General features: G+C 67.9%; 23 protein-coding genes. 12 read left to right on the top strand and 11 right to left on the bottom strand.

The window, feature by feature from the left end; all coding sequences use genetic code 11:
- Nucleotides 1-96 precede the first annotated feature (96 nt).
- Together ACQP1K_RS09825 and ACQP1K_RS09820 are read left to right on the top strand one after the other, a co-directional pair.
- The gene (locus tag ACQP1K_RS09825) at nt 97-393 is read left to right on the top strand and encodes a FitA-like ribbon-helix-helix domain-containing protein (RefSeq protein WP_433500557.1); all 297 of its coding nucleotides are present in this window, start codon (nt 97-99) and stop codon (nt 391-393) included.
- Nucleotides 394-401: 8 nt separating this feature from the next.
- Nucleotides 402-848, top strand: a complete 447-nt coding sequence (locus ACQP1K_RS09820) for a type II toxin-antitoxin system VapC family toxin (protein WP_433500556.1) — start codon at nt 402-404, stop codon at nt 846-848.
- Between the two features lie 75 nt (nt 849-923).
- Here ACQP1K_RS09820 and ACQP1K_RS09815 read toward each other — a convergent pair whose 3' ends face one another.
- Complete coding sequence (locus tag ACQP1K_RS09815) at nt 924-1,091, bottom strand: hypothetical protein (protein ID WP_433500555.1); 168 nt, start codon at nt 1,089-1,091, stop codon at nt 924-926.
- A 223-nt stretch (nt 1,092-1,314) separates the two neighbouring features.
- Between ACQP1K_RS09815 and ACQP1K_RS09810 the strand changes: the two genes are divergently transcribed.
- From ACQP1K_RS09810 to ACQP1K_RS09785, 6 genes are read left to right on the top strand one after another with little or no spacing between them, the layout of a single operon-like run.
- The gene (locus tag ACQP1K_RS09810) at nt 1,315-3,405 is read left to right on the top strand and encodes a hypothetical protein (protein WP_433500554.1); all 2,091 of its coding nucleotides are present in this window, start codon (nt 1,315-1,317) and stop codon (nt 3,403-3,405) included.
- 16 nt (nt 3,406-3,421) lie between these two features.
- The gene (locus tag ACQP1K_RS09805; protein ID WP_433500553.1) at nt 3,422-5,038 is read left to right on the top strand and encodes a type I restriction-modification system subunit M; all 1,617 of its coding nucleotides are present in this window, start codon (nt 3,422-3,424) and stop codon (nt 5,036-5,038) included.
- A complete protein-coding gene (locus ACQP1K_RS09800) occupies nt 5,031-6,092 on the top strand; it encodes a virulence RhuM family protein (protein WP_433500552.1) in 1,062 nt (353 codons plus the stop codon). The genes ACQP1K_RS09805 and ACQP1K_RS09800 overlap by 8 nt, the downstream gene beginning before the upstream one ends.
- Nucleotides 6,089-6,217, top strand: coding sequence for a hypothetical protein (locus ACQP1K_RS09795; RefSeq protein WP_433500551.1), 129 nt, complete (start codon nt 6,089-6,091; stop codon nt 6,215-6,217). Before ACQP1K_RS09800 ends, ACQP1K_RS09795 begins: the two co-directional genes overlap by 4 nt.
- Complete coding sequence (locus ACQP1K_RS09790; protein WP_433500550.1) at nt 6,210-7,439, top strand: restriction endonuclease subunit S; 1,230 nt, start codon at nt 6,210-6,212, stop codon at nt 7,437-7,439. The genes ACQP1K_RS09795 and ACQP1K_RS09790 overlap by 8 nt, the downstream gene beginning before the upstream one ends.
- Nucleotides 7,436-10,696 carry a type I restriction endonuclease subunit R gene (locus ACQP1K_RS09785; protein ID WP_433500549.1) on the top strand — a complete coding sequence of 1,087 codons (3,261 nt, stop codon included), beginning with the start codon at nt 7,436-7,438 and terminating at the stop codon, nt 10,694-10,696. Before ACQP1K_RS09790 ends, ACQP1K_RS09785 begins: the two co-directional genes overlap by 4 nt.
- Before the next feature lie 108 nt (nt 10,697-10,804).
- Here the strand turns inward: ACQP1K_RS09785 and ACQP1K_RS09780 are convergent, their stop codons facing one another.
- Nucleotides 10,805-11,137 (bottom strand): helix-turn-helix domain-containing protein, encoded by a 333-nt coding sequence (locus ACQP1K_RS09780; protein WP_433500548.1) that lies wholly within the window; start codon nt 11,135-11,137, stop codon nt 10,805-10,807.
- Nucleotides 11,138-11,212: 75 nt separating this feature from the next.
- On the opposite strand from ACQP1K_RS09780, the gene ACQP1K_RS09775 reads away from it, so the two are divergent.
- Both ACQP1K_RS09775 and ACQP1K_RS09770 read left to right on the top strand, forming a co-directional pair.
- Nucleotides 11,213-11,497, top strand: a complete 285-nt coding sequence (locus ACQP1K_RS09775) for an AbrB/MazE/SpoVT family DNA-binding domain-containing protein (protein WP_433500547.1) — start codon at nt 11,213-11,215, stop codon at nt 11,495-11,497.
- Nucleotides 11,494-11,946, top strand: coding sequence for a PIN domain-containing protein (locus tag ACQP1K_RS09770; RefSeq protein ID WP_433500546.1), 453 nt, complete (start codon nt 11,494-11,496; stop codon nt 11,944-11,946). Before ACQP1K_RS09775 ends, ACQP1K_RS09770 begins: the two co-directional genes overlap by 4 nt.
- Before the next feature lie 121 nt (nt 11,947-12,067).
- Here ACQP1K_RS09770 and ACQP1K_RS09765 read toward each other — a convergent pair whose 3' ends face one another.
- Both ACQP1K_RS09765 and ACQP1K_RS09760 read right to left on the bottom strand, forming a co-directional pair.
- Nucleotides 12,068-12,268 carry a DUF397 domain-containing protein gene (locus ACQP1K_RS09765; RefSeq protein ID WP_433500545.1) on the bottom strand — a complete coding sequence of 67 codons (201 nt, stop codon included), beginning with the start codon at nt 12,266-12,268 and terminating at the stop codon, nt 12,068-12,070.
- 13 nt (nt 12,269-12,281) lie between these two features.
- The gene (locus tag ACQP1K_RS09760; RefSeq protein WP_433500544.1) at nt 12,282-13,106 is read right to left on the bottom strand and encodes a helix-turn-helix domain-containing protein; all 825 of its coding nucleotides are present in this window, start codon (nt 13,104-13,106) and stop codon (nt 12,282-12,284) included.
- A 320-nt stretch (nt 13,107-13,426) separates the two neighbouring features.
- Between ACQP1K_RS09760 and ACQP1K_RS09755 the strand changes: the two genes are divergently transcribed.
- Both ACQP1K_RS09755 and ACQP1K_RS09750 read left to right on the top strand, forming a co-directional pair.
- Nucleotides 13,427-13,903 carry an ATP-binding protein gene (locus ACQP1K_RS09755; protein WP_433500543.1) on the top strand — a complete coding sequence of 159 codons (477 nt, stop codon included), beginning with the start codon at nt 13,427-13,429 and terminating at the stop codon, nt 13,901-13,903.
- 268 nt (nt 13,904-14,171) lie between these two features.
- On the top strand, nt 14,172-14,834 hold the full coding sequence (locus ACQP1K_RS09750; RefSeq protein ID WP_433500542.1) for a hypothetical protein: 663 nt from the start codon (nt 14,172-14,174) through the stop codon (nt 14,832-14,834).
- Nucleotides 14,835-14,915: 81 nt separating this feature from the next.
- On the opposite strand, the gene ACQP1K_RS09745 is transcribed toward ACQP1K_RS09750, so the two are convergent.
- The 7 genes from ACQP1K_RS09745 to ACQP1K_RS09715 all read right to left on the bottom strand — a co-directional run bounded on the left by ACQP1K_RS09745 (nt 14,916) and on the right by ACQP1K_RS09715 (nt 22,660).
- Nucleotides 14,916-16,223 (bottom strand): condensation domain-containing protein, encoded by a 1,308-nt coding sequence (locus ACQP1K_RS09745; protein ID WP_433500541.1) that lies wholly within the window; start codon nt 16,221-16,223, stop codon nt 14,916-14,918.
- Between the two features lie 825 nt (nt 16,224-17,048).
- Nucleotides 17,049-17,699, bottom strand: a complete 651-nt coding sequence (locus ACQP1K_RS09740) for a phosphoribosyltransferase (protein ID WP_433500540.1) — start codon at nt 17,697-17,699, stop codon at nt 17,049-17,051.
- 19 nt (nt 17,700-17,718) lie between these two features.
- Nucleotides 17,719-18,831 carry a ribosome small subunit-dependent GTPase A gene (rsgA, locus tag ACQP1K_RS09735; protein ID WP_433500539.1) on the bottom strand — a complete coding sequence of 371 codons (1,113 nt, stop codon included), beginning with the start codon at nt 18,829-18,831 and terminating at the stop codon, nt 17,719-17,721.
- 482 nt (nt 18,832-19,313) lie between these two features.
- On the bottom strand, nt 19,314-20,051 hold the full coding sequence (locus tag ACQP1K_RS09730) for a sirohydrochlorin chelatase (RefSeq protein ID WP_433500538.1): 738 nt from the start codon (nt 20,049-20,051) through the stop codon (nt 19,314-19,316).
- Nucleotides 20,033-20,746 carry a phosphoadenylyl-sulfate reductase gene (locus ACQP1K_RS09725; protein ID WP_433501530.1) on the bottom strand — a complete coding sequence of 238 codons (714 nt, stop codon included), beginning with the start codon at nt 20,744-20,746 and terminating at the stop codon, nt 20,033-20,035. Before ACQP1K_RS09725 ends, ACQP1K_RS09730 begins: the two co-directional genes overlap by 19 nt.
- A gap of 64 nt (nt 20,747-20,810) precedes the next feature.
- Nucleotides 20,811-20,981: an Insertion element protein gene (locus tag ACQP1K_RS09720; RefSeq protein ID WP_433500537.1), complete on the bottom strand. Its 171-nt coding sequence runs from the start codon at nt 20,979-20,981 to the stop codon at nt 20,811-20,813.
- Entirely contained in the window at nt 20,978-22,660 is a 1,683-nt protein-coding gene (locus tag ACQP1K_RS09715; protein WP_433500536.1) for a nitrite/sulfite reductase, read from the bottom strand. The genes ACQP1K_RS09720 and ACQP1K_RS09715 overlap by 4 nt, the downstream gene beginning before the upstream one ends.
- Nucleotides 22,661-22,745: the final 85 nt, after the last annotated feature.

Genomic DNA, 22,745 nt, shown 5'->3' with positions numbered 1-22,745 from the left:
TATTCGTGAGCTATTCACTGTTGCCACTCAGGCCGACTTCCGCAGGGCCAGAGCGAGTGATATCACTATGGCGGCCTTAAGTGATAGCATCGAACGATGAAACAACTGCTGCTCCGGATCGATGACGACCTGCATCGGCGCATCACGCGCCGGGCTCACCGCACTGGCCGATCCATCAACGCGACCGCCGGAGAGATCCTCGCGAGAGGCGTCGCCGATGAGGCGCTCGATGCTCGGGCCGAACTGCGCGCCCGGGCGCGCCGCCTGGGTGTCCTCGCGGAAGGTTGTGTGTCCCAGGCACCACGGGTGACCAGCGCTGAGCGCGAGCGCGTGCTGGAAACGACCGAGGGCATCGGCCCCATTCTTGACCGGCTCTGGGCCGAAGGTCGCTGACCGCCGCCATGCTCACCTATGTCGACTCTTCCGTCCTCGCCTGTGCCTACCTTCGTGACGAGCCCGGCCATGGCCGGGCTCGTGAGCTGCTGGAAGATCCTGATCACCTGTTGGTGACAGGGACGCTGACGGTGGTTGAAGTGACCGGCGTTCTGGTGCGCGCGGAACGCACACAACGGCTGATGGATCTGGATGGAACGCTCGCGGTTCTCTCGTCCGACCTCGGCGAAGACGGTCCTGTCACACTGCTCGCCGCTCCGCGCGAGGTAGTCGAACGGCGCGCCACCGAGATCGTCTACACCCATGCGTTGCGTGCGCTCGACGCGATTCACCTTGCCTTGGCCGAGATCGCCGCGGTTCCTCTTCTGGAGGAAGAGGGAGACAAGCTTGGCTTCGCCAGCCGCGATCGCTTTCAGGCTCAGGCCGCCGAAGCGCTCGGATTCACCCTCGTGTGAACACGCGGCCGGGCGTGCCATTCGGTACGAGGCCCCGGGCCGGGGACGTACACGAATTGGGATGCCGGCTGTCGTTCAGCCAACGCGCTTCCAGGGCTGGCAACGCTTGGTCTCGAAGTACTCGCCCTTCTTGAGGGTCACGCGGGCCGGGCCGGTGATGTTGTCGTTGGCGATGATCCCGCTGAGCTCACCCGTCCGGCCTGGCTGGGGGCCGTACGGCTGATTCGGGTTGGGGTGAGACATGGTCGTCGTCCTCTCACAAGCGGGGAAGCAAGCGGGGCTCGCAGCTCTCGGAACTGGCCGAGCCCGTCAGCGGCTGTTGGAGGACTGCGACAGAACGGTGAGCAGGTGCTCTCAAATCATCTTGATAAGCCCTGTTATCAGAGACTTCTGATCCATGGGGCAGGCTTTACCGCTAAGGTGCTGATCACGTCGAATCCGTCATTGCCACAAGAAGGAGGTGTCGATGCGCGAAGACCTGCGGATCTCCTATGCCGAGATCGCGGCGTTGGCCGAAGTACAGCGGCCTGTGCCCACCAACTGGGCTCGTCGGCACCCCGGCACCTTCCCCAGGCCGGTCACGACCGAGGATGGCCGCCCGCTCTTCGACGGCCGGGAGGTGGTCGCCTGGCTGCTGGCCACTGGACTCGGCAACGCGACGCCCCGGAAGCTCCGCGCGGAACTCGCGCTGCACACCTTGGCGAGCCGGCGCGACCGTCTGCCCGCCCACGTCCTGGTGGGCACGCTCACCACACTCATCTGCCTGCGGCAGCAGCAGGACGCCCCGCTCTCCGGCACCGGTTGGGAGTCCCTCCTTCGGTGGGCCGCCCACCTCGACGCCGAAGACACGTTCCTGCTCACCGAACTACGCGAAACCCCCGAAGGCATCGGTACGGCTCTGGCCGCGCTCGCCGACGAACTGGTCGAGGCCGCCTACACACCGGCCGAGGCCTTCGACTGGGTGCTGGACGCGCGCCGCCGCCTGGGCGCTCACGAACTGGTGGCCGACGAGCCCGCGCCTGTGGTCACCGGCGCACTCGCCCGGCTGTGCGGCATCGCCGATCTGGACGAGGGCGCGATCGTCGCCACGCCGTACGCCCGCAGCGGTGACCTGCCCGCCGCCCTGCACGCGCAGGCCGCTCCCGACGCCGGTCACACCTACCTCGCCGCCGATCCCGACCCGGCCTTCGTCCGCCTGGTGCGTCGCCGGATGCTCGTACACGAGGTCTATGAGTTCCAGCTGAACGTGACCGAGGGGCCGGAACCCGATGTGGAGAATTGGGGCGACCCCGACATCGTGCTGTGTGCGCTGCCGTACGAGCCCGCCGAGACCCGCAGCGCGCTGACCGTGCTTGAGCGGGTCCAGGCGTTCACCGACCTGCTCGGCGCTGGCCGCACCGCGGTCGTCCTCGGCCCGGCCGACGCTCTGATCCGCCCACTCACCCCGCTGAGCGACGCCGACCGGCTGCGCAGATCATTCCTCACGGACGGCCTGCTCAAGGCGGCGATCAGCCTCCCCGACGGTGCGTTTCCGTACCGTCCCGGCTACCGGACCGCCGTATGGGTGCTCACGCGCACCCCGGCGGCGGAGCGACGCGGCATGGTCCTGCTCGCGGATCTGTCCGCCCGAACGCTCACTGAGCGGACGCTCGACGCGCTCGTGGAGGATGTGCACATCTTCCGGACGGCGGGCTGGCAGGAGGACTCCAGGCACACGCCGCGGCACGGGGTGATCCTGCCGGTCAAGGTGCTCGACGACCGGCCCGGGACGGCCTTCACCCCCCAGCACCGGCCGTACGAGAGCCGTTACACCCATGCCGTCGTCGAGCGTCCCGCGCACATCTCCCAGTTGGAGATCCACCTGAGCGAGCTGGTCGAACAGACCCGCAGAGACATCGACAGTCAGGCTGAGCTGCGTACGCGTGCCGTTCTGCGGCCGGAGGATCGACCGGTGCGGCGCACGACGGTCGGGCGGATGCTCGAGGAACGCCGGCTTCGCCGCCTGCCCGGTCACCGCATCGCGCCCCAGCACCTCGCCCCCGATGGCGACTACCCGGTGCTCACCTCGGCCGAGGTCGTCGGCAGTGCGCCGGTCGGGGGTCGGCGGATCGACCGCCTGGTGTTCATCACCGAGTACGAGCATGCCAACTTCACCCGGCCCGGCGACGTCATCGTTACGAGCAGTCCCGAGTTCGGGGCGTACGTCGATGAGGAAGGGCTCTCCGTGGTCACCTATCCGGCACGCATCCTGCGGGTTCGGCCCGATGCCGAGCGTCCGGTGCGGCCCAGGGTGCTGGCGGCGCTGCTGCGGGCCGCCGCCGCTGAACACGGCCGCGTCAGCGGAGCCGTACGGGCCTCCCGGCGCTTCGAAGACCTACTCATCCCCGACCTCTCCCCCGACGAGGCGGACAGATATGACACCCTGCTCGCCGAGATCGGGCGGCGCGACGCACTCTTGCGGGCGCAGACGACCGCCCTGGACGAGTTGGCGCGGCTGACCGCCGCCGGCCTCGCCGATGGCACGCTCACGCTCCTCCCCCCCAACGAAATCAACTGAAGGAGATATCCACCCGATGCCCCCTGCCAAGAGATCTGCCGGCGGCCAGGCGGAGCTGTTCAGCGCCTCCAGCGCGAAGGAGATCCGCGACATCCTGTGGAAAACGGCCGACAAGCTCCGCGGATCCCTGGACGCCGCGCAGTACAAGGAGTTCGTCCTCGGCCTGATCTTCCTCAAGTACGTCTCCGACGCCTTCGAGGAGCGCCGCACCGCGCTGGCCAAGGAACTGGCCGAGGAGGGCATCGCCGAGGAGCGCCAGGAGGATTTCCTGGAGGACCGGGACGAATACACCGGCCACAACGTCTTCTGGGTCCCCGAGGAGGCGCGCTGGTCATGGATCGCGGCGCATGCCAAGAGCCAGGGCGTGGGCCGCCTGCTGGACGACGCGATGGACGCGATCATGCGGGAGAACGCCGCGCTGACCGGCGTCCTGCCGAAGATCTTCAACCAGGACCGGGTGGACCAGAAGGTCCTCGCCGGGCTGGTCGACCTCATCAGCGACGCCCGCTTCTCCGGAGACGGCGACAAGCCGGCACAGGACGTGCTGGGCGAGGTCTACGAGTACTTCCTCGGCAACTTCGCCCGTGCCGAGGGCAAGCGCGGCGGCGAGTTCTACACGCCCCGTAGCGTCGTCCAGCTGCTGGTGGAGGTGCTGGAGCCGTACGAGGGGAGGGTGTACGACCCGTGCTGCGGCTCGGGCGGCATGTTCGTCCAGGCCGGCAAGTTCATCGAGGCCCACGCGGGCAACAAGTCGGACATCTCGGTGTTCGGCCAGGAGCTCAACGAGCGGACCTGGCGACTGGGCAAGATGAACCTCGCCATCCACGGCATCGACGGCAACCTCGCCGCCCGCTGGGGCGACACCTTCGCCGACGACAGGCACCCCGATCTCAAGGCCGACTTCGTCCTGGCCAACCCGCCGTTCAACATCAAGGACTGGGCGCGCAACGAGTACGACCCCAGGTGGAAGTACGGCGTGCCGCCGAAGAACAACGCCAACTACGCCTGGCTCCAGCACATCATCAGCAAGCTGGGCGAACGCGGCACGGCGGGCGTGGTCCTGGCCAACGGCTCGATGAGCTCCCAGCAGAGCGGCGAGGGCGAGATCCGCAAGGCACTGGTCGAGGCCGACCTCGTCGCCTGCATGATCGCGTTGCCGTCGCAGTTGTTCCGCACCACGCAGATCCCGGCCTGCCTGTGGTTCCTCGCCAAGGACAAGACCCCGCAGGGCGGCAAGCGGCTGACCGACCGGCGGGGCGAGGTGCTCTTCATCGACGCCCGCGACATGGGTGAGATGGTCGACCGGACCGAGCGCGTCCTGACCGATGCCGACATCGCCAAGATCTCGGGTGCCTATCACGCCTGGCGGGGGACCACCTCTGCCCGCGAGGCCGGGCGCACGTACGCCGACGAGGCGGGATTCTGCTTCTCCGCCGACCTGGAGACGGTCCGATCACACGGTTATGTGCTCACGCCGGGCCGGTACGTCGGCGCGGCCGAGACCGAGGAGGAGGACGCCGAGGCGGTCGCGGAGAAGATCGCCACGCTGACGGAGGAGCTGTATGAGCTCTTCGACAAGTCGGACGAGCTGGCCAAGACGGTCCGCGAGCAGTTGGGGAGGATCGATGTCTGAGCCTGCCGGCGAACTGATCCTCTACAGGACCGAGGACGGACGCGACCAGATCCAGATGCGCGCCGTGGGCGGCACGGTGTGGCTGACCCAGGCGCAGATGGCCGAGCTGTTCGACACTGGAATCCCCAACATCAACAAGCACATCACGTCGATTCTCGACGACGGCGAGCTGACCGAGGCAACTATTTCCTCTCAGGAAATAGTTCGCCAGGAAGGCTCACGGCAGGTCCGGCGGGAAGTGCTTGTCTACAACCTCGACATGATCCTGGCCGTCGGCTATCGGGTACGTTCGCCGCGCGGCATCCAGTTCCGTCAGTGGGCCAACACGACCCTGCGTGAATATCTGGTCAAGGGTTTCGTCCTCAATGACGAACGGCTGAAGGATCCTGGTGGTTTCGACTATTTCGACGAGCTGCTGGAGCGGATCCGTGAGATCCGCGCCTCGGAGAAGCGCTTCTATCAGAAGGTCCGCGACGTGTTCGCGGCCACCAGCGCGGACTACGACCCAGGTTCCGAGACCGCCCGCACCTTCTTCGCCACCATCCAGAACAAGCTGATCTACGCGGTGGCAGGCCAGACCGCCGCCGAGTTGATCGTTGATCGGGCCGACCCCGGAAAGCCGAACATGGGCCTGAAGACCTGGAAGGGCTCGCGAGTCCGCAGGACGGACGTGACCGTGGCCAAGAACTACCTGGACTCCGACGAGATCGGCATGCTCAACATGCTGACCACCCAGTTCCTCGACTTCGCGGAGTTGCGGGCGCGTCGACGTCAGCAGATCACCATGGCGCAATGGGTGGCGGCCGCCGACAACTTCATCGCCATGAACGACTTCAAGGTCCTGCCCGGAGCCGGGAGGGTCTCCCGCGAGGCGGCCGAGGCCATCTCTCGTGACCGCTTCACCGACTTCGACACTCAGCGACAGGCCCTGGAGGCCGCCCGAGCCGATGCCGAGGCCGCGGGTGAAATGCGGGAACTCGCCCAGGCCGAAGGCCACCTCGACGCCCTCGGCGAACTCGAGGCAGCTGCTGAAGACTTGGAGGAGAATCGATGACCGAACCGCATCCGGCCGACATCGCAGTGATCGCCATGTTGATCAAGGAGCCGTACGACCTCTTCGACAAATCCGACAACTTGGCCAAGACGGTCCGTGACCAGTTGGGGAGAATCAATGGCTGAGTGGCCCCTAGTCCGTTTCGAGGAGCTTGCAGCGAAGGAGAAAAGTTCCTTCTCCAAGCCGTACGGGTCGGCATACACCAAAGAGGATTATGTCTCAACCGGTGTTCCGCTTGTGCGTGGGGTAAATCTTGGGGCTGGGCGTTTCCATGACGATGACTTCGTTTTCATCACTCCAGAGAAAGCAGATTCACTCCCTGGCGCAAACTTAACTCCGGGTGATTTGGTAATAACTCATCGCGGCACTATCGGCCAAGTGTCGATGATTCCCCGATCCCCGAAACATGAGCGCTATGTGCTCTCGACGAGCCAGGTTAAGGCACGCCTCGATGCCAGCCGTGCTCTTCCCGAGTTCTATTATTACTGGCTTCTTTCTCCTGCAGGGCAGCGTGAAATCCTACAGCACGTGTCGACGGTAGGTGTACCTGGCCTCGTCCAACCTGTGGCGACGGTCAAATCTTTCAAGGTTCCACACCCACCGCTTGGTGAACAGCAAGCTGTCGCCACCGTGCTCAGCACACTGGACGACAAGATCGCCGTCAACGAGCGCATCGCAGCCACGTCTCGCGAACTGGGCTTGGCTTTGTTCGCCCAGGCGCTCCTTGATGAGGACCCTCTCGAAACAGCTGTGGAATCTATCGTCAGCACGCTGACTCGTGGGGTTACTCCAAAATATTCAGAGTCGCCTGATGACCTCATCGTGCTCAACCAGAAGTGCGTCCGCGACGGGCGAGTTAATCTTAAACCCTCACGGCTGACGCTTCGGGAGAAAGTCAAAGTTCCGAAGCTACTCCAAGCCAATGACGTCCTGGTGAACTCCACAGGTGTAGGGACGCTCGGCCGGGTCGCCCGATGGACTTGCGACATTGATGCAACCGTCGACTCGCATATCGCTATCGTCCGGTTCGATCCCACCAAGGTGGATCCCGTCTGTGCGGGGTTTGCCATGCTGCGGGCGCAGACTGAGATCGAAGCCTTGGGTGAGGGCAGCACCGGGCAGACCGAACTCAGCCGTGCCCAATTGGGCGCCCTGGAAATCGCCCTGCCTAATCCTGACCGTCAGCACGAGCTACGCGAGAAGCTCGACTCGCTCGAAGAGCAGGCAGATCAAGCAATGGCCGAGTCCGCCGTACTTGCCGCGCTTCGGGATACTCTCCTTCCTCAGCTTATGTCGGGGCGGCTGCGTATCAGGGATGCGGAGAAGATTGTCGAGGACGTGATATGACTCCTTCTCCTAAGCACTCTCGCTCTCGGCCCTTAGAGATCGACTGGGAGCTGCTCGCTCTTGACGAGCTCGCCGAGCTGGCGTGGCTGCCCGCCAACGGCAATGAGCTGGCTCCCGGTTCCGGGCACCGCAAGTCCTGGGACGACCTCATCCTCTACTCCGATCTGAGCGAGGCTGTCGAACGCCTCAACCCCGAGCTGCCGCCCGAGGCCGTACGCAAAGCGGTTGAAGAGGCGGCTCGGACGAGGTCGAGCGACGCCTACGAGGAGAACCGGACCGCGCACGGCTACCTGACCAGCGGCATCCGCTCGGTGACCTACACCGACGAGTTCGGCGCGGAGCACAACCCGACGGTCCAGCTCATCGACCTGACCGACCCTGCTGCGAACGTCTACCGCGCGGCCCGCCAGGTCACCGTCATCCAGGGTGAGAAGAACCGCCGTTTCGACATCGTGCTCTACGTCAACGGCCTGCCGTTGGCCGTACTGGAGATCAAACGCGCCGGCGACGAAGACACGACGCTTGAAGCCGCACACGCCCAGATCGGATGGTACGTCGCGGAGTTCCCGACCGCGTTCCGTTACAACGCGGTCGTCCTGCTCTCCGACGGCGTCACCGCGAAGTACGGCACGCCGTTCACGCCGTTCGAGCACTTCGCGCCGTGGAACGTGGACGAGGCCGGGGAGCCGGTCGAGTCGCTGGACGGCGCGGGCCTGTCGGAGGCGGCGCAGAACCTCGCCCTGCATGGCCTGTTCACCCACACGCGCTTCCTCGCGCTGATCAGTTCCTTCATCAACTTCGTGCCGTCGAAGAAGACCAAGCGGATCGCCAAGCCGCACCAGTTCTTCGCGGTCAACCGGGCGGCGGAAGCCGTACGGGAAGCCGCTGCGACCGACGGCAAGGCCGGCGTGGTCTGGCACACGCAGGGCTCGGGCAAGTCCGAGGAGATGGTGCTGACCAGCAATCTGGTCATGCGCGACCCGGCGCTGCTCAACCCGACGATCATCGTCATCACCGACCGCAACGATCTCGACGACCAGCTCTACTCCACCTTTCTGGAGAGCGAGATCCTGCCCGAGAAACCCCGGCAGATCCTCACCCGGGCCGAGCTGCGCGAGGAGCTGACCGCCAAGCGCACCGGCGGCATCCTGTTCACCACACTGCAGAAGTTCGGCCGGACCAAGGAGGAGAAGGAGTCGGGCACCGATCACCCGCTGCTGTCCGACCGGCGCAACATCGTCGTCGTGGTCGACGAGGCCCACCGCAGCCACTACGACAACCTCGACGGCTACGCCCGCCACCTGCGCGACGCCCTGCCGCACGCCACCCTGCTCGCCTTCACCGGCACTCCGATCTCCGAAGCCGACCGCAACACCCGGCATGTCTTCGGCGACTACATCGACGTCTACGACCTCAAGCGGGCCGCCGACGACGGCGCGACGGTGAAGGTCTACCACGAGAGCCGGGTCGTCGAGCTCATCCTCGACGAGGACGTCGACACCACGAAGATCGACGAAGAGGCCGACCGGATCACCGAGGGCCTGGACGACACCGAGCGCCGCCGGATCGAGCAGGCCGTCGCCACCATGAACGCGATGTACGGCGCGCCCGCCCGCATCCGCGACCTCACCGCCGACCTGGTCACCCACTGGGAGGACCGGCGTGAGCGGATGAAGCCGTTCGTCGGCGTCTCGAAGAACGGCGGCGCGCCCGGCAAGGCGATGGTCGTGTGCGCGACCCGCGAGATCTGTGTCCGGGTCTACGACGCACTGCGCGAACTGCGCGAGGAGTGGCACCACAAGGATTTCGACAAGGGCACGATGAAAATCGTGTTCTCGTCGAACTCGCGGAAGGACCCCGAGCGCCTGCGGGTCCACGCGCTGACCGATTCCCAGCGCAAGGCCGTCATCAACAGGGCCAAGGACCCCGACGACGAGCTGGAACTGCTCATCGTCAACAACATGCTGCTGACCGGCTTCGACGCGCCGCCGCTGCACACGATGTACCTCGACCGACCGCTCCGGGGCGCCAACCTCATGCAGGCGCTGGCCCGCGTCAACCGCCGCTTCCGTGGCAAGGAAGACGGCTTGCTGGTCGGCTACGCCCCGCTGACGGAGAGCCTGCAGAAGGCCATCGCCGAATACTCCGCGGCCGACCGTCAGGATCGGACGCTGGGCCAGGACATCGACCGGGCGCTGGACGAGCTGCGCAACGAGTTCGACATCATCGAAGGAATCCTGCGCGACATCGACTGGCGCGGCCTCCTCGCCAGGCCGAGCCGTACTGCCTTCATCGACACAGCGCTGCGTACGGCCAACCACCTGCGGGACACGAGGACCCCCGGCAACAACCCGGAGAAGCTCGACGACCCGAGCCAGACCCTCGGCCGCCGTTTCCGGGACCACGCGCACCGGCTGGAGCGCTTCTACGCGCTCACCGCGTCCTCGGCCAATATCGGCACGCGGTTCCCCGACCACCCGGTGACCTGGCGACGCGACATCCAGTTCTTCGTCGAGGTCCGCGCGTACATGGCGAAGCTGGACGCGATGGACCGCGAGGCGAGGGGCCTGCCCGGCACGACGCGCGAAATCGAGTTGTACCTCGAACAGCTGACCTCCACGGTCGTGGAGACGAGCGGGGTCACCGACCTGTTCGCCGAAGCCGGCCTGGAGACCGCCGACCTGACCAACCTCAACGACGCCCTCATCGCGAAGCTGGCGGGCAGCGAGACACCGCACCTGGCCGCCGAGGCGCTGCGCCGACTCATCGAACGGAAGATGCGCGAGGTCACCCGGCACAACGTGGTGCGGCGGACGACGTTCTCCGAGCGTCTGCAGGACCTCATGATCCGGTACATGCGTGAGCAGCTCACCAGCGCCGAGATCATCGCCAAGCTGGTCGAGCTGGCCAAGGAGATCGCGAACGACCACAGGCGTGGTGAGCGGTTCACGCCGCCGCTGGACTGGCAGGAGCTCGCCTTCTACGACGCGGTCGCCGACCACGGCACCGCGCGTGAGGTGATGGGAGACGAGGTCCTCGCGGGCATCGCCCGTGACCTGGTCGTTCAGGTACGGAAGAACCTCAAGAAGGACTGGATCTCCCGCGAGCCCGTACGCGCCCGCCTGCGCGCGACCATCAAGCGCCTCCTGGCCCGCTACAACTACCCGCCGGACCAGGAGGTCAAGGCCATCGAGCTGGTCCTGCAGCAGATGGAGCACTTCGCCGACGTCTGGTCCAAGGACGGCATGGCCAGCTGAGAGGACCCAGCCGACGAGCCCGGCACGCGGCCATCCGCGCCGAGATCGAACAGGAAGAGACCGAGGCAGCCGAGAACGCCGACACGTTGGATGTGAAACGAAGCTCTGCTAGGCGACTTTCCAGGTGCGATCACCCAAGGTCGCGACGAGATCGACCGTTCCTCCGAGCGCCATGACATAGGCACGTACGACATCGATGCCGGACACCTCGCCATTTTCAATTTTGGAGATCCGAGCCTGGGTCACACCAAGAGCCTCGGCGAGCTCCACCTGAGTGGCTCCAGCCGCCTTGCGCATCTCGGCAAGCTGATGGCCGCGCACATACGCCTCCCGGCGCTGACGGGCAGCCTCTTGCCCTGCCTCCCGCTCCGCGTCCGAGCGCGGATCGAGCGCCCGCGCCTTTGCCTTGACGTCAGTCCACTTGGAGTATCCGCTGCTCAACGTCCCTCCTCCTTCAATGCGACCAGGATAGATGGGGAGTGTCACACATCCGATTCAGTGACTAGGCTTGCTGGTATGGACACCAGGCCACAGCGTACGCGCTGCGTGCGCATGAGCGACAAAGGTCGTCTGACCGTTCCCGTGGACATCCGACAGGCCGCGGGAATCCCCGATGGGGCAGAGCTGGTCATCACCGCCAGCGGAGACGGAGAAGTCACGCTGACCACCAGGGAGGCAGTGATCCGGCGTATCCGGGACGCGGTGCCCCCCGCTCCGGCGGGCGGCTGGCCACTTTCTGAGTGGGACCGGGAGGACGCGGCCGATGATGAAGACGACGATGTGCGGGACGGCGCTGCGTGAGTCACGTTCTCGACACTGGCGCGGTCCTCGCGTTCGTCCTCGGCGAGAGCGGAGCCGACCAAGTCACGGCAGAGCTGGATGGCTCGGTGCTGCCGACGATCGCCCTAACAGAGGTGTGCCGCCGCATCGAGCAGATCGGATACCGCCGCACCGCCGCTCAACTCACTGCCGACCTGACAGCCCTCGGCGTGGTCATCGACGAGGCCCTGACCACAGCAGACGCCCAGCGCGCCGCCGCCTTGCGGCACTCCTCCTACCGGCTACGCGCGCAGTGGACGGAGCAGGACCGTAAAGCCGCGGGCGGTGTGAGCACATTATCCACCGCCGACGCCCAGGTGATCGCGATCGCGGAACGCCACGGCGTACCGATCATGACCACCGACCGCGCGTGGCTGGTGATCGAGCGCCTGACCGGTGGCTTCGGCGTCAAGGTCGTCTGCATCCGCTGAGAACGAGCAGGACCCCAGGTCAGCAGTGGCTCGGCCACCAGATGGCCGGATCCTGCTGACGGCGGGCCGCACCTGGCCGCCGAAGCTCGCAACGGCAAGGGCTCGCCGTGTTGCGTCGGTGTCAGTCGATGTCGAACTCTCCGTTACGCACTCCCCCGAGGAACGCGCGCCACTCGTCATGGCGGAAGACGAGCGTGCCGCCCTCACGGTCCTTGGTGTCGCGGACGCCGACCACGGTGTCGGTGATCGCCACCTCGACGCAGCTTTGGCCGTCACCGCTGAGCGTGCTCTTCTTCCACTTGGCGTTGGACAGGTCGGTCATTCCCGGTTCCTCTCTAGGATGCGGCCAGCTTCTTCAGCATGGCCGTGGTGTCGCCAGGGCTGAGCGCTACGGCGCGCAGGTGTTCGAAGATACTGTTGTACCGCGTCAACTCGGCTTCCTGCTCCAGGAACAGGTCCCCGGCCATCGAGTCGACGTACACGATGTCAGGGTCGTCCGAGCCGAACTTCATGACCACGAAGCTGCCCGGCATGCCGGGATGCGCGCCCGCCGCGAAGGGCACGACCTGCACGGTGACGAACGGGTCGCGGGCGTGCTCGGCCAGGCGGGCGATCTGCTCCCGCATGACGTCCGGCCCGCCGACCATGCGCGCCAACACTCCCTCATCCAGGATCGCCCAGAAGCCTGGGCGGTGCTCGTCGGCCAGCAACTTCTGCCGTTGCAGCCGGGCGGCCACCCGGATTTCGACGTCCTCCTCGCTGGCGGTCGGTCGCACGCCGCGGACGACCGCCCTCGCGTACGCCTCGGTCTGGAGCAGTCCGGGGACGAACAGCGACTCGTAATTGCAGATCTGCCGGGCCTCCGCCTCGAAGCTGATGTAGGTCGGGTACTGCCCCGGTAGCTCGGCGTCCTGCTCCTGGAGCCAGCCGCGCTTGCCGGCCTCCTTCTGCAAGGTCATCAGGTCGGCTCGCTGCACATCGGTCACACCGTACAGGTCGAGCAGGGCCTTAAGTGTCCTGACCTGCGGCTTGGCCTTGGCCGTCTCGATGCGGTACAGCGTCGCCACATTGATGTGTGTCTGCCGCTCCACATCATCCTGCGACAGTCCGGCTGCTACGCGGAGCCGCCGCAGTTCGGCGGCCAGGCGGCGCAAACGCACGGTGGGGGGTTGTCGTCTGGTCGGCGGCATGGGTACATCTTGCCCCTCCTTCCAGTCCTCTCAGATGTCCTCAAATATTTTGCAGGCTGTGCGTTCATATAGGTTGCACACTCACGGTCGCGGAAGTCACACTGTGCGTAGCCAGTCGGGAGCGCGCCGCCCGGCAGGCTGAATCGGAAGGCACCACAAAGCCGGCAGGGCGGGTGGGGCACTTGCTCAGCCTTCCCCTGAGCTGTGACCCACGCCCGTTCCGCCTGGGAGCCCGCGGCCGTTTGCCTGAGGGGGGACGACGGCCGCGGCTCCCGATCACTCCCCGTCGCTTGCCGCCAGAGGTCGCCGTGAACATCCTGGAGAACGCCCCGTCCGTCGCCTGCCTGGCGCTGCCCGCACTGCCGAAGTCCGTGGCCACGGCCCGCATGTACACACGCGACACGCTGCGGAAGTGGCGTCTCGACCACATCATCGAAGGCGCCGAGCTGATCGCCTCGGAGCTGGTCACCAACGCCGTCAAGGCGATGTACCGCGGGACCGGCGACCACCCCGGCTACGTCGAGCTGCACGACAAGGTGAGGCCGATCTGTCTCTGCCTCTACCGGACCTCGTCCAGCATGGTCATCGAGGTGTGGGACGAAACCAGAACCCCGCCGCGCCTGCGCGTCCCCGGCGACGAGGAGGAAGGCGGTCGTGGTCTCTGGCTGGTCGAGACGTACGCCAAGGCGTGGGGTTTCCGCTGGCCCCGGGCAGACGGACGACGGCCTGGCGGCAAGATCGTATGGGCCGAGCTCGCGACGCCCTGACCCATCCCCTTGCCGACCGCGGACCGCCCCACCCGTACAGCGGCACCGAGCACGCCGCCGACGAACCGCGACTGGAGGGCTCGTCGGGATCTTCACCTGTCGCCGAGGCGTCCCGAGTCTGCCGCACGGCCCGGCCGATCCGTACGTTCGCGTGCACACCGCTCCGCCGCGCGGATGATCTACTGTCGCTCGCCAGGTGGACGCCCCGGGCAGGCCTGGTTTTCTACGCTGCGCACGACATTGTCGCTGTCCAAGAAGGAGTCGGCTCGTGCGGCGTATCGCGGAGCGGGGAACATGGCTGGCCATCGGCGCCATGACGGGACTGTTGGTAGGCGGAGCGGGCGTGGCCGTAGCCGTGGCGGACGGCAGAGCCACCGACATCGTGGCCTGCGTGGGGTCCGACGGAATTGTGCGGATGCCCGGTTACGACGGGCAGACGGCCTCGGCCATGAGCAGCCCCACACCATGGCCGACGTCCCGCCCGGCATGTCCGCCGGGCCACCGCGAACTGACCTGGAACCAGACCGGACCCGTCGGTCCGTCCGGGGCGACCGGAGAGACGGGCGAGGCCGGTCCTGCGGGACCGCAAGGTCCCGCAGGACCGAAGGGCGACAGCGGCGAGCGCGGGCCCGCCGGTCCGCAGGGCCCCGCCGGACTCACCGGTCTGGAGAAGATCACCACTGTCAAAACCTTCGCCAAAGGGGAGGGTGGTGCCGTCCCCACTACCTGCCCGGCCGGGAAGTTCCTCGTGAGCGGCGACCACACGGTCCAGTCCGCCGGCACCTTGGTGAACCCGAACGAGGTCTCGTGGGGATACGCGTCCAACCGGAACGGTGGACCGTTGAACGACTCCTACGTCTTCGTCCTTCCGAACAACCCGGTCGCCTACAAGCTGACCGTCACGGTCACCATCCTGTGCGCGAAGGCCTGAGCACGGGTCCCGCCGCCCGGACGATCTTCGCCCCACTTCCCTCCCTACTCTGAGATCGCGACCCTTGAGATCGTGCTCGGCTCATGCGGCGAGCTCTCGGGCGGCCGAGCCGACCACGAAAGACTCGAGCCGGTGCAGCAGGGCGGCTATCTCGCTCTTGGGCAGACGGGCGGTGTCGGCGCTCAGCTCCACACCGAGCGTGCCCTTCCAGCGCATCAGCGCCAGGCAGAAGTGGCAGCTGCGCTGGTCCATGCCGGAGAGCCACTCCAGCTCTGACTCCCCGTCCGCGTGGCCCGCGTCGACCGGGTCCTCACCGGGGCGCAGATCGTTGAAGCAGCACGACGGAAACATGGGGACGCCCCGGTCGGCGCTCAACCGGTCGATCATCACATCGAAGGCCAGCGGGTCGTAGCGGGCCCGCCGGTAGGCCGCGAGAACCGCCGGATATTCGCTCATGACGGTCTCGACGAGGTCTCCTCCCCGGCCCAGGGCGAACAGCCCCAGCTGGTTGAGGCAGGCGACCAGCCCCCTGGTGCGGTCGCTGAAGCGGTTGTGCACGATCGGGGTGATCGCGGACGTCTCCTGCCCGGTCAGCTCACGTAGCAGCATGGTGACCGCCACCATCAGGACAGTGGCCGTACTGACGCCGGTCCGGCGGGCGAGCACCTGAGCGGCGTGGTTGAGCCGGGGCGACGACAGCACGGCCCGCGCGTACCTCGGCGTCGCAGCCGGCCCGACCGCTGTCGGGAACATGATGGACGGCACGGTCCGCAGGAGCGACTCCCACTGCGCGATCGCCCGATCCGAACGGGCCGGCGCCGCCTTCTCCTCCCGCACCAGTTCGAGCAGCTGAGACGACGGGGGTCGCGCGATCACCCCGCGCAGCAGCAGCATCCGCAGGTCGCGCACCACGACGTCGGCGGCGTGCCAGTCAGCGACGGCATGACTGAGCGCGAGCGCCACGTGGGTGACGGCGCCGTCGCAGACCACGAATCCGGCGCGGAACGGCTGCTCGCCGTCGTCGAAAGACCGCCCGGCCAGGCGGTCGACGAGGTCCGCCGCGGCGACGCCGGCGTCCCCGCGCTCCGCCTCGACCATTTCGATCGACAGGGTCCCGGCAGCGAGCACCTCCTGGTACGGCCCGGCCGCGCCGAGCCGTACGAGCGATCGCAGGGCGTCGTGCCGGCCCACCAGCCCGGCCAGGGCCGCGGCCACGGCGCCGGGATGGTGCGGGCCGCCCGCGCGCGGTACGGCGAGCAGCCGGGGCACATTGAAGTAGTGCGCGTTGTCCGGTCCCACGTCACGGATGGCCCCCCACATGGCCAGCTGTCCCCACGCGAGCTCCGCCGTACCGAAACGGCTGGAGACGAAGTCCACCGAAAGCCGCATGACCCTCCTTCGACTGTCATACACGTCAAGCTCCGGAACTTTCGGTCCGCGGCTCCCTTTTCGGACAGCCGTGGACCGGGCCGCGGCCGTGCGCGGCAGGACGTGGGCGCACGTGTCCACCACGGCACGCGTCCACCACGGCGCGCGTCCATTGCGTGCGTGTCCACCACGGCGCGTCGAACAGGCCGGTCGAACGCTTCGGCCCTCTAGGGCCCCCGGGTGCGGGTCAAGGGGACGCCGCCGCCCGTGCCAGGTCGGCCCACGCGGCAAGCGGATGGATGAAGCAGGCGATGCGGTCCGGCTCGGGCAGGCCGCGCCCGGTCGTGGACACCGTTCACGAACGCCTGCGCCGGCCGTGACCGGCGGGCCGGACCGCGGCTCGTGGCTCCGGCCCCGGATGGAACGGTGCCGCCGGCGGTCGGCGCCCCACCCTCGTCTCGGGGCTCATGAACGCTCCTCGTCGATCGGCAGCATCTCCGGCTCGCGCGGCGCGCCTCGATCATCCGGATTCGTCGAGGGCCCGGGGCGCGCTTCCCGGCGGAACGTGTTCACGCACGGCCGTGGGAACGCTCCCATGAAAGGGTAGGTTTCGCCTCCGGGCGGGTCAAGATCTTGTTATGCCATTCGCCGCCACCCAACGTGACCGGCGGCGGGGACGGTAGACGATCAGTGCACGTGGCGGAAGCCGGCCCTGACGGTCCATCGTGTGTCCGGCGATCTGGAAATCTCTCCGTCCGATGCCGTCGCGTCCCGTCCCGCCTTTCGCGTTCCACAGGATGAGACGGAGAAGGGCGTCACCGGTGTCGCCCGGGCACCGGTCGTCCCTCAGGTCCGTCCCAGCAGTTCGAGCACGTCTTCGTCGGTGAGCTGGTCGAAGCACTCGTACCACTGGCCCACCGCACGGAAACCCTCGGGCGTGGCGAGCACGACGACGTCGTCGGCCTCCGCTGACAGACTCCGTACGGTCTCGTCGGCGGCCACCGGCACCGCCAGAGTGACCCCGCCGCGCCCCTTCTGCCGGGCGCGCACGGCCCGGACCGCCGCGCGGGCGGTGCCCCCGGTGGCCAGCCCGTCGTCGACCACGATCACGTCACGGCCCGCCAGCTGGGGCAGCGGCCGGTCGCCCCGGTAGACCCGTACCCTCCTGGCCAGCTCTCGCTGCTCGCGCTCGACCACGTCGGCGACGTCGCCGACGTCGAACCCGAGCCGATAGAGCAGCTCGCGGTCGAACACCGGCTCGCCGCCCTCGGAGATCGCCCCGACACCGAGCTCCGGCTGATCCGGACAGCCGATCTTCCTGGTGACGAGCACCTCAAGCGGCGCCGCCAGCCGCTCGGCCACGGGTACGGCCACCGCCACCCCGCCGCGCGGCAGGGCGAGCACGACCGGGTCCTCCAGGGCCATGCCGTACAGAACCTCGGCCAGCAGCGCCCCCGCCTCCGCGCGGTCGGCGAACGGCAGCCGCACCCGTTTCATAACGCGCTCATACCCACCGTCAGGGGCGGCTTCGCCCCGATCGCCGCATCTCCTTGTGGATGATCTTCCACTTACGGGCCTCCTCACTGCGCAGCCGGGCGTCGGTGCGGGTCGCCATCCAGCGCGCCTCGCGCAGCAGCCTGCGCCAGCTGTCCAGCCGCCGCTCCGGCAGCTCCCCCGACTCCAGCGCCGCGAGTACGGCACAGCCGGGCTCAGCCGTGTGCGCGCAGTCCGAGAAGCGACAGTTCTCGGCCAGCTCCTCGATGTCCGAGAAGACCAGATCGACGCCGTCACTCATGTCGTACAGCCCGACCCGGCGGATGCCGGGGGTGTCGATGATGAGACCGCCGCCGGGCAGCATGATCATTTCGCGGTGGACGGTGGTGTGCCTGCCGCGCCCGTCGGCCGCCCGCACCTGCTGCGTCGCCATCACATCGGTGCCGGCCAGTGCGTTGACGAGCGTCGACTTCCCCGCGCCCGACGGGCCGAGCACCACCGCGGTCCCGTACCCGCGTGATCCGCTGAGGTGGGCGCGGACGAGGTCCAGCCCCTCCCCCGTCGGCGAGCAGACAGGGTGGACCGCCACACCGGGCGCGGCTGCGGACACATCGGCGAGGAGACCGTCCAGACCCAGATCGAGCAGGTCGGGCTTGGTGATCAGAACGACCGGCCGGGCCCCGCTCTCCCAGGCGAGGGCGACGAGCCGCTCGATCCGGCCCAAATCGGCGAAGTCGGTCGCGTGCATCGCGGGCTCCGCGACGAACACCACGTCGACGTTCGCCGCGAGCACCTGGCCCTGGCCGTCGCCGGACAGGCCACCGCGTGAGTCGCGGCTCACCCCGCCGCGGACGAAGGCGGTCGTGCGCGGCAGCACCGCCGCCAGCTCGTAGCGGCCCTCGTCGAGCCGGTGCAGCGCCGCCCAGTCGCCCACGCACGGCAGCGCGATGGGGTCGTCGGCCGCCGCCCGGCGCACCTGGGCGCCGAACCTGACGTGGTGTTCTCCGCCGGCCGCGAGGACCTCGGCGGCGCCCCGATGGACCCGGGCAACCCGGCCGGGGACGGTGCCGCCCGGAAGCAGAGCCTGAAGCCCGTCGTGCCAGCCGAGCGAGGAAAGATCGAAAAAGGAGGACATGACGTGAAGACACCCTTCGGAAACCGGGTGTCCAGCGCGATGTCGTGACTAGGCGGGCACCCGGGAGTTGACGGACGGCATGGTCGTCAGAAAGACCCGCATAGTCCTCACCTCCCCTGTCGGCGGCCGCGCCGATCGCGGCGTCCGCCCGAATGGTAACAACGCCCTCACCCACCCCCGCAACCCGTTTTCCCACCGCCGTGCCCCACCCCACTCCACCCCCGGCCGTGATCTTGCGAATACTCGCACGTCGAGCCGAGACCACGGCTTTCAACGTTCGTGATCTTGCAGTTTCTCGCAGACGTATGCCCTGAGCAGCGAGAAAGACCTCCGTGATCTTGCATCGTCCAACTGCAAGATCACGGAGGGCATCAGAGCAGGCCAGGAGGCCCGTCTGCGAGAAACCGCAAGATCACGAATTCTATTCGCGCTGGTCAGGAGGGTGGTCTGCGAGAATTCGCAAGATCACGCGCGGGGGGGTGTCAGGCGGAATCGGGGGTGATGTCGTTGCGTACGGCCTGGCCGTAGCGTTCGAGGAGAATCGTGACCAGCTCGGGGGCGGGGCCGAGGACGTCGGCCACGCGGTGCGCCCCGGCCTGGAGAGCGTCCCGTCGCACCTTGTCGGAGAAGTAACCCGGCGCGAGCAGGTAGGGGGCCACCACCACCCTCCTGGCTCCGGCGCGCGTGAGCCGTACGACCTCCTCGGCCGGGGCGGGGGCGGCGGCCGATGCGTAGGCGGCGGTGACCGACCACCACGGGCGCGATCCGGCCCACTGGCGGGCGAGGTCGCCGACGACCGCGTTGGCCCGTGCGTCACTGGAACCGGCGGAGACCAGGACCACGGCCGTGCCGGGGTCGCCGATCTTCACCCCGGCCTCGGCGAGGCGGCGTTCCAGGGCGGTGACGAGCAGCGGATGCGGGCCCAGGGTCGAGCCGAGGTGGACGCGCAGCCGCGGCTGCAGCGCCGACACCTCCCGCAGCACGGCGGGGATGTCGACGCGGCTGTGGTAGGCCGCGGTGAGCAGCAGCGGGAGGACCGCGGCCTCGTCCAGATCGGCCAGTGCCCCGGCCGGAGCCGGGGACGTGTGGTCCAGGTAGGCGGCCCGCACCTCCAGATCGGGGCGGGTGAGCCGCACCCGATCCAGCAGGGCCTCCACCGTGGCGGCGGCGCGCGGGTCGCGAGACCCGTGCGCCACCGCGATCAGAGGTGTATGCCGCATTCGAGCTTCCCGAGGCCGGCCCAGCGGCCGCTTCTCGCGTCCTCGCCCGGCTCGACGCGCCTGGTGCACGGGGCGCAGCCGATCGACGGGTAGCCGTCGTAGTGCAGCGGGTTGATCAGCACCCCGTTGTCGGCGATGTAGTTGTCGACGTCGGACTGCGTCCAGGCGGCGATCGGATTGATCTTGACCATCTGGCGCTTGGCGTCCCACTCCACCACCTTCGTGCCCGCCCGCGTCGGCGCCTCGTCCCGCCGGATCCCGGAGATCCAGGCCAGGTACGGCTCCAGCGCCTGGTTGAGCGGCTCCACCTTGCGCAGGTAGCAGCACAGGTCGGGGTTGCGGCCGTACAGCCGGGGCCCGAGGTCGCGGTGCTGCTCCTCGACCGTGCGCGTCGGCTTCACGTCGATCACGTTGATCTTGTGGACCGCCTCCACCGCGTCCCTCGTGCCGATGGTCTCGGCGAAGTGGTAGCCGGTGTCGACGAACAGCACGTCGATCCCCGGCTTGACCCGGCTGACCAGATCGATCAGCAGGGCGTCGCTCATCGAGGAGGTGAGACAGAGCCGGTCGCCGAACGTCGCGGCCGCCCAGCCGATGATCTCACGGGCGGGCGCGTCCTCCAGGAACGCGGCCGCCGACTCAACGATGCCCTGCGGGTCGAGCCTCGTCCGTTGCCGTTCCAGTCCGGCCGCCATCTCCACCAGTGTCACCGCCATACTCCACTCCACTCCACTCCTCACACAAGTCGGTCATCACTGCTCATGACGGACGTCGGACGCCGAGTCCGAGGAAGCGCACCCGGAAGGCCCTGGCGCAGGAACGGCAGTACCAGCCGTGGCTCTCCTCCTCGGTGACGTACGGCTCCAGGTCCTCGTCTCCGCAGTAGGGGCAGTAGAAGGGCACGGCCCGTTCCGTGCCGGGACCGCTCACCGGAGATCGGCCTCGTCCGCCCGCCGGACCCACTCGCTGAAGATCTCTCCCTCGTCCCGCTGCTTCTCGAAGTTGCGCACGACCCGCTCCACGTAGTCGGGCAGCTCCGCTGCCGTGGTCTTGAGCCCGCGGACCTTCCGGCCGAAGGCCGACGTCGCGCCGAACGCGCCGCCCAGATGGATCTGATACCCCTCGACCTGCTCACCGCTGTCGTCGACCATGAGCTGGCCCTTCAGGCCGATGTCCGCGGTCTGGATGCGGGCGCAGGAGTTCGGGCAGCCGTTGAGGTTGATCGTCAGCGGCTCGGTGAAGCCGGGCAGGCGGCGCTCCAGCTCGTCGATCAGCTCGGACGCGGCGTTCTTGGTCTCGACGATCGCGAGCTTGCAGTACTCGATGCCGGTGCAGGCCATCGTCTGGCGGCGGAACGTCGACGGGTTGACCTGGAGATCGGCCGCCTCCAGCTCGGCGACCATCGACTCCACCCGGTCCGGCGCGACGTCGAGGATGACCATCTTCTGCTCGATTGTCGTCCCCACCCGGCCGGAGCCGTGGCGCTCGGCGATGTCCGCGATCAGGTGCATCAGGTCGCCGCTGAGCCGGCCCACCCGGGGGGCGAAGCCGACGTAGAAGTTGCCGTCCCGCTGCGGGTGGACGCCGACGTGGTCGCGGCGGCCGCCACGCGGCGCCAGCGGAGCCGGGCCGTCGGGCAGGTCGTACTTGAGGTACTCCGTCTGCAGCACCTCGCGGAACTTCTCCGGGCCCCAGTCCTTGACCAGGAACTTCAGCCTGGCCCTGCTGCGCAGCCGCCGGTAGCCGTAGTCGCGGAAGACGGAGGTGACCCCGGCCCACACCTCCGGGACCTGCTCGGGGCGGACGAACACGCCGAGCCGCTGGGCGAACATCGGGTTGGTCGACAGGCCGCCGCCGACCCAGAGGTCGAAGCCGGCCTCGCCCCGCTCGTCGACGACGCCGACGAACGCCACGTCGTTGATCTCGTGCACGGTGCAGTGCGCCGCGCAGCCGCTGATGGCGGTCTTGTACTTGCGCGGCAGGTTCGAGAACTCGGGGTTGCCGATGTAGCGCTCGCGGATCTCCCGGAGCTGGGCCCTGCCGTCGATCACCTCGTCGGAGTCGATCCCGGCGAGCGGGCAGCCGAGCATCCCCCGGGGCGTGTCGCCGCAGGCCTCGGTGGTGCTCAGCCCGACGGCCTCCAGCCGCGCCCAGATGTCCGGCACCGACTCGATCTCGACCCAGTGGAGCTGGATGTTCTGCCGGTCGGTGACGTCGGCCGAGCCCCTGGCGTACTCGTTGGAGATGTCGGCGATGACCCGCAGCTGCTCCAGGCTGAGCTGGCCGCCGTCGGTGCGGATCCGCATCATGAAGTAGCGGTCCTCGAGCTCCTCCGGCTCCAGAACGGCCGTCTTGCCGCCGTCGATGCCGGGCCTGCGCTGCGTGTACAGGCCGTACCAGCGGAACCGGCCGCGCAGGTCGGACGGGTCGATCGAGTCGAAGCCGTGCCTGGCGTAGACGTCGACGATCCGCTGACGGACGTTGAGCCCGTCGTCGTTCTTCTTGTTCTCTTCGTTCGCGTTCAGCGGCTCACGGTAGCCGAGGGCCCACTGGCCTTCGCCACGTGGGCGCTTGTGGTGGCGATTCGCCGGGCGTACCGGGGTACTCATGGGCGCGTCCTTTTCCGAGGATCGATGTCTGATCGGTCCGGGGCGCGGCGCAGGCTCCTCCCGCCTCGTCATCGAGTGCAGGGGC

Origin of the sequence: Sphaerimonospora sp. CA-214678 (genome assembly GCF_050942215.1) — a bacterium.
GTDB lineage: Bacteria > Actinomycetota > Actinomycetes > Streptosporangiales > Streptosporangiaceae > Sphaerimonospora.
The sequence above is the reverse complement of the archived record's forward strand: the minus strand, read 5'-3'. Positions and strand labels throughout refer to the sequence as shown.